The organism is Kroppenstedtia guangzhouensis, assembly GCF_014637345.1.
Lineage (GTDB): Bacteria > Bacillota > Bacilli > Thermoactinomycetales > DSM-45169 > Kroppenstedtia > Kroppenstedtia guangzhouensis.
This window is the reverse complement of sequence record NZ_BMEX01000023.1, coordinates 19,452-28,900: the sequence shown is the minus strand read 5'-3', so window position 1 is coordinate 28,900 and position 9,449 is coordinate 19,452. Positions and strand designations below refer to the sequence as shown.

9 protein-coding genes are annotated in these 9,449 nt (G+C 49.8%); 6 read left to right on the top strand and 3 right to left on the bottom strand.

The window, feature by feature from the left end; translation table 11 throughout:
* Positions 1-318: 318 nt before the first annotated feature.
* From IEV46_RS16365 to IEV46_RS16355, 3 genes are read right to left on the bottom strand one after another with little or no spacing between them, the layout of a single operon-like run.
* Complete coding sequence (locus tag IEV46_RS16365) at positions 319-501, bottom strand: hypothetical protein (RefSeq protein WP_188433613.1); 183 nt, start codon at positions 499-501, stop codon at positions 319-321.
* Positions 498-935 carry a permease gene (locus IEV46_RS16360; RefSeq protein ID WP_229736188.1) on the bottom strand — a complete coding sequence of 146 codons (438 nt, stop codon included), beginning with the start codon at positions 933-935 and terminating at the stop codon, positions 498-500. Before IEV46_RS16360 ends, IEV46_RS16365 begins: the two co-directional genes overlap by 4 nt.
* A 56-nt stretch (positions 936-991) precedes the next feature.
* Positions 992-1,741 (bottom strand): SDR family NAD(P)-dependent oxidoreductase, encoded by a 750-nt coding sequence (locus IEV46_RS16355; RefSeq protein WP_188433611.1) that lies wholly within the window; start codon positions 1,739-1,741, stop codon positions 992-994.
* Between the two features lie 213 nt (positions 1,742-1,954).
* Here IEV46_RS16355 and IEV46_RS16350 point away from each other — a divergent pair, with 213 nt between their 5' ends.
* The 6 genes from IEV46_RS16350 (at position 1,955) to IEV46_RS16325 (ending at position 9,439) form a co-directional block, all read left to right on the top strand.
* Positions 1,955-2,908, top strand: a complete 954-nt coding sequence (locus tag IEV46_RS16350; protein ID WP_188433610.1) for an ABC transporter permease — start codon at positions 1,955-1,957, stop codon at positions 2,906-2,908.
* The gene (locus tag IEV46_RS16345) at positions 2,898-3,842 is read left to right on the top strand and encodes an iron chelate uptake ABC transporter family permease subunit (protein WP_188433609.1); all 945 of its coding nucleotides are present in this window, start codon (positions 2,898-2,900) and stop codon (positions 3,840-3,842) included. The genes IEV46_RS16350 and IEV46_RS16345 overlap by 11 nt, the downstream gene beginning before the upstream one ends.
* A complete protein-coding gene (locus tag IEV46_RS16340; RefSeq protein WP_188433608.1) occupies positions 3,839-4,597 on the top strand; it encodes an iron ABC transporter ATP-binding protein in 759 nt (252 codons plus the stop codon). Before IEV46_RS16345 ends, IEV46_RS16340 begins: the two co-directional genes overlap by 4 nt.
* An 82-nt stretch (positions 4,598-4,679) precedes the next feature.
* Complete coding sequence (locus IEV46_RS16335) at positions 4,680-5,612, top strand: siderophore ABC transporter substrate-binding protein (RefSeq protein ID WP_188433607.1); 933 nt, start codon at positions 4,680-4,682, stop codon at positions 5,610-5,612.
* 213 nt (positions 5,613-5,825) lie between these two features.
* Positions 5,826-7,553, top strand: coding sequence for an ABC transporter ATP-binding protein (locus IEV46_RS16330; RefSeq protein WP_188433606.1), 1,728 nt, complete (start codon positions 5,826-5,828; stop codon positions 7,551-7,553).
* Entirely contained in the window at positions 7,550-9,439 is a 1,890-nt protein-coding gene (locus tag IEV46_RS16325; protein WP_188433605.1) for an ABC transporter ATP-binding protein, read from the top strand. The genes IEV46_RS16330 and IEV46_RS16325 overlap by 4 nt, the downstream gene beginning before the upstream one ends.
* Positions 9,440-9,449 lie beyond the last annotated feature (10 nt).

Sequence of the window (9,449 nt, the reverse complement as noted above, 5' to 3'; positions counted from 1 at the left end):
GGGAAACAGCGGCGGTCCCCTGCTCAATATCCTCGGCCAGGCCATCGGGGTCAACACCCTCGTCGTCTATCCTTCCCAGGCCATCAGCTTCGCCATCCCCATCGACGTGGTGAAGCCGCTGGTACGGGACTTTATGTAACAACAAAAAACCGGCTCCCTCCTGTATGGGGAGCTGGCTTCTCTTTCAAGGAGCATTTTCCTCTCGGTCCCCCTTCCCATCCGGGGTTCGGGTGCATCACCCTAAAACCAAGCCGTGGCCACAAATCCCCCCAGAATCCCGAGCAACAAGATCATCCCCGCCAAAGCAGCGATGACCCGTCAAAGCAACGCCCGGCTGACCATGAGCGCCGACGGCAGGCTGATCACCGGAAGGGTGAATATGAGAGCGGCGGCGGGTCCCACACCCAAACCGGCAGCCATGAATGTCTGTGCAATGGGAATCTCTCCCGCCGTTGGAATGGCGAACAGCATCCCCGCCAAGGCGAAGCCAATAATCGTCAAGGGGTTGTTACCCCAGTCCGGGTCAATCGCGGGAAACAGCCAAACCCGAACTCCCCCAAGATGAAGACCGTGATTATATAAGCCGGAACGATGGCTAAGGTCAGACCCTTCAGTTGCTTCCACCACCGATGAATAAAAGGCGTTTGCGGCAGTCTCTGTTCCCGGGGCGGAGGGAGGATTTTCTCCATCTCCACTGATTTTTCCGGAGCCAATCGGTTCAACAGGTGGCTCACTCCAAACACGAGCACCAAACCTAGCAATACACGGATTACCACAAATTTCAAAGGGAGAACAAAGGCCATAAAGACCAGGACAGCCGGGTTGAGCGCCGTATTGCTCATCCAATAGGCGATGGCGGCTCCGATGGAGCTTTGGCTTTTCCGCATCCCAACTACCACAGGAGCCGCACAGCAAGTGCACATCATGCTCGGCATCCCGCACAAACCGCCCACCATAATGCTCTTGAAAGTTCCCCTGCCGAGGTGAAAGACTATTGTGCGACATATCCGCCGTCGACGGGCAACTCGATCCCTGTAACAAAACTGGATTCATCACTGGCTAAATACAGCACACCGTAAGCGACATCGATCGGTTTTCCAAACCGGGGAATTGGGGTGGTGGCTTCCAGCATGGATTTCACCTGTTCATTTTTCAGCAACTCTTCCGTCATCGGCGTCTCAATCACTCCAGGGTGAACCGAGTTCACACGGATGGAATCCTTCGCATACTCAATGGCCGCTCCTTTGGTCAACATCCGAACAGCCCCCTTGGATGCCGTATACGCACTGGCTCCCGAGCCACCGGTTAATCCGGCAATGGAGGAAATGTTTATGATTGATCCCCCGCCGTTTTCTTTCATGACCGGCACGACGGTTTTCATTCCCAAGAAAGTGCCCGTCACATTGATTGCCATCACTTTATTCCACAGATCCATCGAAGTGTCGAGCAAACGAGTATCAGGAGAAATCCCCGCATTGTTCACCAAAACGTCGATTCTTCCGTACTTTTCAACCACTTGTGCGACAATGTGCTGCCATTGCTCTTCCGATGACACATCATGGTGGAAAAACGAGGATTTCGGAGACAACCTCATCAGTTCTTCACCCGTTTTTTCCAACAACTCCTTTTGTATATCTGTTATGACCACGATCGCGCCTTCTTTGGCAAATAAAAAAGCCTCCTCTTTCCCTTGTCCACCAGCTGCACCCGTGATAAGTGCCACTTTTCCATCCAATCTCATCTTAATACATCTCCCTCTCTCCAACTTTTCAGCATTGTTGTGATACATAGATGTGCGACTCCAGGAAGGAACTTTAACATGGGATTTCCATAGTGACAATTATTTATACCCCCAAAACCTGTTGACGAATCTTTATAACATGCTAAAATGATATCTGAAACAAATGAGAATGAATATCAATTTTATCCGATAGGATATGGAGAAGGATTTTTCGTGAAACTGAGATATTTGTGGATCGCCTTATTCGTTTTATCCGTCATTTCCATCTTTGTGGGAGTTCAGGATCTGACTCCCCTCGATCTTTTCCGGCTTGGGGATGGTCAGTCGCTGATTTTGTTGAGCAGCCGGCTTCCCCGCCTCATCAGCATCATTATTGCGGGCAGCAGCATCAGTATTTGCGGTTTGATCATGCAACAGCTCAGCCGCAATAAATTCGTGTCTCCGACAACGGCGGGAACGATGGATGCCGCCCGACTGGGAGTCCTGGTCTCACTGCTCATCTTCGCATCGGCGAGTCCCTTGATCAAAATGCTCATCGCCTTCGCCTTTGCACTGGGCGGAACGCTGCTGTTTATGAAAATTTTGGACAGCATTAAGATGAAGGACACGATTTTCATTCCCCTCGTCGGTCTGATGTTTGGAAATATCATCAGTTCCGTCGCCACCTTCATCGCCTATAAGTATGATTTGATCCAAAATATGTCTTCTTGGCTGCATGGAGATTTTTCCATGATTGTGTCCGGACAGTTTGAACTGATTTACATAAGCATCCCATTGCTTATATTTGCCTATCTTTTTGCAGATAAGTTCACGATTGCCGGTATGGGTGAAGAATTTGCGAAAAACCTCGGATTGAATTATCAGCAGGTTGTCCGGATCGGTCTGGCTATCGTCGCCATGGTGACCGCCTCCGTCGTTTTGACCGTTGGAATGATCCCTTTTCTCGGCCTGATCATTCCCAATATCGTTTCCATCTACCAAGGGGATCATCTGAAAAAGAGCCTTTCTCATACAGCCGTACTGGGAGCGGTCTTCGTCTTATTCTGCGACATCCTCGGGCGTATTGTCATCTATCCCTACGAGATCTCGATCAGCTTGACCGTAGGGATCATCGGAAGCGGTATATTCATTTATCTGCTGTTGAGGAGAAGGGCATATGACACCTAAGGCCAAAACCATCCTGCTCACGGCTGTTTCTGCTGTCGTTGTCACGATCTATCTGTTCCTCGACCTCGGGGGAAATTGGGATTATGCCCTTCCGCGACGGATCGCCAAAGTACTCGCCATGATACTGACTGGCGGCGCCATCGCCCTTTCCACCACTGTGTTTCAAACGATCACCAATAACCGGATCCTGACTCCCAGTATTATGGGTCTGGACTCCCTCTATCTGCTCATCCAGACCGTTGTGATCTTTATGGTGGGTTCCACTACCCTCACCATGATGAACAACCATATCCACTTCCTGATGACGGTCGGAATCATGATTTTATTTTCCGGAGTGCTGTACAAAGTGATGTTTCGGGGTGGACGAAATGTCTATTTCCTGCTCCTGATCGGGATCATTTTCGGAACTCTGTTCCAAAGCCTGTCTTCCTTTATGCAGATCCTGATCGATCCCAATGAGTTTCAGATTGTACAAGACAAAATGTTTGCCAGCTTCAACAACATCAACACCGATTTGCTGTGGATCGCGGGAGCCTTGATTTTGGCGGTCACCCTGTACTTTCTCCGGTTTGCCAAGTACCTGGACGTCTTGTCTTTGGGACGGGATCAGGCGGTCAACCTCGGTGTCGAGTATGACTATGTGGTCAAACAGTTTCTGATCATCATCGCCGTGCTGGTCTCCATCTCAACGGCATTGGTCGGACCCATCACCTTCCTTGGATTGCTGGTTGTCAATGTCACTTACGAGTTTATGAAAACCTACCGCCATCGATATTTGCTGACGGGATCTCTTTTGATCAGCGTCATCACACTGGTCGGTGGTCAACTGATAGTGGAGAAAGTCTTCACTTTTACCACTACGTTAAGTGTCATCATCAACTTTGTCGGAGGGGTCTATTTCATCTATCTCTTGTTAAAGGGGAGTCGAACATGATTCGGGTGAACCATCTCTTTAAAAAATATGGCCGTAAACAGGTGATTGAAGATGTGTCCATCCAGATTGAGAAAGGAAAGATTACCTCCTTCATCGGTCCCAACGGTGCCGGAAAAAGCACACTGTTATCGATGATCAGCCGACTGATTGCAAAGGATGCCGGCGAGATCACCATCGATGATCAAGACCTCACCAAAAGTAAAAACAGGGATCTTGCCAAAAAAATATCGATTCTGAAACAGTCCAACTTCACCACCCTCCGTTTGACGGTCCGGGAACTCGTCTCTTTCGGGCGCTTTCCCTACTCGCAAGGAAAATTGACAGAGACGGATTGGAAACATGTCGATGAAGCCATCCGATATTTGAATTTGGAGGATATCCAACACCGATATCTGGATCAATTGAGCGGCGGTCAACAACAACGGGCATATATCGCCATGGTGGTTGCTCAGGACACGGAATACATTTTGCTGGACGAACCTCTGAACAATCTGGATATGAAACATGCCGTCCAGATTATGAAGATCTTGAGGAGACTGGTGGATGATCTGGGCAAAACCGTGGTGATCGTCATCCATGACATCAACTTTGCTTCCTGTTACTCCGATCATATCGTCGCACTCAAAGACGGAAAAGTGGTGCGGGAAGGAGCTCCCCATGAGATGATCCACTCTTCCGTCCTCAAAGAGATTTACAACATGGATTTCAATGTGGAACGTTTTAACAACCACCGGATTTGTCTGTACTACACATAAGATTGCAACCCTGAGTCTACCGTTGATCAGATCAATCAGCTTGTAAGAGGGTATACCAAAAATTCCTAAGAGGTGATCAGACATGAGAAAAATGATGTTTTTCTTGCTTGCCGCCGCTTTCGCCCTGGTGATCGCCGGCTGTGGTCAAGAGAGCGCATCCCCTGCCGACGAGAAGCAAGAAACCCTCACCGTCAAACATGAACTGGACGAAACCAAGGTAAAGAAAAATCCTGAAAAAATTGTGGTCTTTGATTTTGGTGTCCTGGATACACTGGACAAATTGGGAGTGAAAGTCACCGGGCTCCCCCAAGACAATCTCCCGAAATACCTATCCAAATTTAAAAGTGACAAATATGAAAATGTAGGTAGCCTGAAAGAACCCGATTTTGAAAAGATCCATGCAGCTCAACCGGATTTGATCATCATCTCCGGAAGACAGGCAGAGATGTATGATCAGTTCAAGGAGATCGCTCCGACCATCTACATGGGGGTCGACACCAGCCGGTACATGGACTCTTTCCGGGAAAATGTGAACCAGCTGGCCAAGATCTTCGACAAAGAATCGGAAGCCAAAAAAGAACTGGAAGCGATCGATAAAGATATCGACAAACTGAAAGAGAAAGCAAATGACGCCGGCAAAAACGCCTTGATCATCCTGGCAAACGATGGGAAAGTGAGCGCCTACGGGACAGGTTCACGCTTCGGCTTGATCCATGATGTCTTCGGCGTCAAGCCCGTGGACAAAAACATCAAAGCTTCCACCCACGGCCAAAGCATTTCCTTTGAATACATCGTTAAAAAAGATCCGGATTACCTCTTTGTCATTGACAGAGGTGCTGTAGTCGGTGGCCAATCCTCCGCCAAACAAGTCGTGGAAAACGATCTTGTCAAAGGAACCAAGGCATATAAAGAGAAACACATCACCTACCTGGATCCCGACTATTGGTATCTCTCCGGAGGCGGGCTGGTTTCCCTGGATGAGATGGTGAAGCAAGTGGATCAAGCATTGGATTGACATCACTTCCCACGCCTGAAGGCGTGGGATTCTTGAGTTATCCCCGGGCTTCCAGCTGCAGATCAACCTCAAACCTTCCTGCAATATCCTTTGTAGCATGAATGTCCCGGTTGTGTGCTCGGTTACACCCGGGACATGTCCATTCTATGAGACTTGAGCTCCTTTTATAAGCAAAATGCCATCCGAAATCAGTCGTACCGAGGGGGGAGGATGATGATCCGTTTGTTCCGATTTCTGAAGCCCTTCCGAATGGCGATTCTCCTGGTGTTTTTTTTAACATTTTTCCAAGTGTTGTCCGATTTATTCCTTCCCACTTTGATGGCGGATATTGTGGATCAGGGAATCGTCAAGGGTGATATCCCCTATATCTTGAGAATCGGCGGCTTGATGCTGCTGGTAACCGCCGGGGGCACACTCTGTTCTGTTATAGCCGGCTTTTTATCCTCCAAGGTGGCATCGGGATTTGGCAAAGACCTGCGGAGCCGGGTTTTCACCCATGTGGAGAGCTTCTCATTGCGGGAGTTTGATGAGATCGGAACCGCCTCTCTCATCACCCGAACCACCAACGATATTGCACAGATTCAGCAAGTGTTGATGATGATGCTGCGTATGGCAGTCATGGCACCGATGATGTGTGTCGGCGGGGTCATGATGGCCCTGACGAGGGATGTCCGATTGTCCTGGGTCATCGTAGCACTCATTCCCGTACTGGCAAGTGCCATCTTCACCATCGCCCGCAAAGGGGTTCCGCTATTCAAAGCCATGCAGACCAAGCTGGACAAATTGAACCGCGTAACCCGTGAAAACCTGACCGGTATTCGGGTCATCCGCTCTTTCAACCGGGGCGAGCATGAAAAAAAACGTTTTGATTTCGCCAACCGGGATCTCACAGAGACAGGAATAAGGGTGAACCGGCTCATGGCCGCCATGATGCCGACCTTGATGCTGATCCTCAACTTTTCAACCATTGCCATTGTCTGGTTCGGCGGCATCCGCATAGATCAAGGAAATATGCAAGTCGGTGATTTAATGGCATTTATTCAATATGCCATGCAGATCATGTACTCACTGATCATGCTATCCGTAATCTTTGTCATGATTCCCCGGGCATCTGTTTCCGCCAACCGGGTCCGGGAAGTGCTTGACCTGGTTCCAAAGATTACCGATGCCCCACAGGTCCGGAAGGCGGATGACAATCTGGGAATGGTTGAATTTCTGGATGTGACCTTCAGTTACCCGGGTGCGGAAAAACCGGCTCTCTCCCATATCTCATTCCGTGCCGGTCCCGGTGAGGTGACAGCGATCATAGGTGGTACCGGCTCGGGAAAATCGACACTGATTCACCTGATCCCCCGATTCCACGATGTGGACAGCGGCAGTATCCGGGTGGACGGAGTGGATGTGCGTGAAATGTCTCAGGAAGCACTTCGGGACAAAATCGGACTGGTCCCGCAAAAAGCGGTTCTCTTCACAGGAACGGTGGCGGAAAACATCCGGTACGGCAAGGAAACTGCAACGGATGAAGAAGTCCGGCATGCGGCAGAAATCGCCCAGGCTGCCCCATTTATAACCGAAATGAAAGATGGCTATCAGTCCCTGATCTCACAAGGGGGCACCAATGTTTCAGGTGGACAGAAGCAACGCCTCTCCATTGCCCGGGCCTTGGTGAGAAGGCCGAAAATCTACATTTTTGATGACAGCTTCTCGGCACTCGATTTTAAAACCGATGCCAATCTTCGGAGGGCTTTGAAACAAGAAACAGCCGATTCCACTGTGTTGATCGTCGCCCAAAGAGTGAGCACAGTGATGGACGCGGACCGGATCATCGTACTGGATAAGGGAAAGATCGCAGGGATCGGCAACCATGGAGAACTGATGAAAACATGTGACGTCTATCGGGAAATCGTATCCTCACAGCTGTCAGAGGAGGAAATTGCATGAGTCGACAAGGGCACAGACCCGGGGGCGGATTCGGCGGTCACCATCGCCACCCCGGTGGGCGCGGGTTCGGAATACCGGCGGAAAAAGCAAAGGATTTTCGAGGGACAATGAAAAGGTTGATCCGTTACCTGAAGCCTTACCGGTTCCGATTGCTCGCTGTATTGGTCACCGCTGTGCTCGGCACCGTCTTTGCCATTGTCAGCCCGAAGCTGCTGGGTAACGCCACCACCATACTGTTTGAAGGCATGATGAAGAAACTAAAAGGAGCCCCCAATGCCGCAGTGGACTTTGATGCCATCTTGCAAATCCTTCTCATGTTGGGCGGACTTTATGTGATGAGTGCAGCGTTCAGCTATATACAGCAATTGATTATGGCAAAAGTGGCCCAAAAAACCGTCTATCATCTGCGGAAGGATCTGAATGAGAAGCTTTCCCGCCTGCCCCTTCAATTTTACGATTCCCACACCCATGGAGAAATCCTCAGTCGCGTCATAAACGATGTGGATAATATCAGCAACACCTTGCAACAGAGTCTGACACAGTTGATCACAGCGGTGGTCACTCTTGCCGGTGTAGTGGTGATGATGCTGACAATCAGCCCCCTGATGACCGGCATCGTCATCCTGACCTTGCCGCTGAGCTTCCTCGTGACCACTGTGATCGCCTCCCGTTCGCAAAGATATTTTATGGGACAGCAAAAGGCACTGGGAGAGTTGAACGGTCATGTGGAAGAGATGTATACCGGCCACCAGATTGTAAAAGCTTTCGGTCGGGAGGAGCGATCCATCTCCAATTTCAACAAGATCAACAGAAAGCTGTATGATTCGGGGTGGAAAGCCCAATTCATCTCCGGGGTCATCATGCCTTTGATGACTTTGATCAATAATATCGGATATGTGCTGATCTGCGTCGTCGGAGGTGTCTTGGTCACTCACCGAGCGATTCAGATCGGGGATATCCAGGCGTTTATCCAGTATGCGAGACAGTTCTCCCAACCGATCACACAAACGGCTAATATCGCCAACATCATCCAGTCGACGATTGCATCAGCTGAGCGTGTCTTTGAAATTCTTGATGAGGAGGAGGAAGTACCGGAAACAGCTCAGCCCCGGATAATCTCTTCACCGAAAGGTGATGTTCAGTTCCGTGATGTCAAGTTCAGCTACAAAAAGGATGTCCCCCTGATCGAAAATATGAATATCGACATCAAAAAGGGGCAAACCATCGCTATCGTGGGACCCACGGGTGCAGGAAAAACCACACTGATCAACCTCTTGATGCGCTTCTATGAAATCGATGACGGCAAAATTACGGTTGACGGCATCGATCTTCGTGACCTTCAACGCGGAAATCTGCGCAGTCTGTTCGGGATCGTGCTTCAGGATACATGGCTTTTTCACGGAACGATACGGGAAAACATCGCCTATGGTCGTCAGGATGCCACTGAAGAAGAAATCATCCAGGCGGCAAAAGCGGCCCATGCCGATCATTTCATCCGTACGCTTCCGGAAGGTTACGACACAATATTGAACGAAGAAGCATCCAATATCTCCCAAGGACAAAAACAGTTGTTGACGATTGCGCGTGCGATCCTGGCTGACCCGGTCATTCTGATCCTCGATGAAGCGACCAGCAGTGTGGACACCCGAACAGAAGTCCATATACAGACCGCGATGCACGAATTGATGAAAGGGAGGACCAGCTTTGTGATCGCCCACAGACTCTCCACCGTCCGGAGTGCCGACCGGATCCTGGTGATGAATGAAGGCCGGGTCATCGAACAGGGAACTCACGAAGAGCTACTGGCGGAGTGGGGATTTTATGCGGATCTGTATAACAGTCAGTTTTCTGGTGACATCCCTCACGATAAGAAAAACATCGGTTAGTACTGTTTGA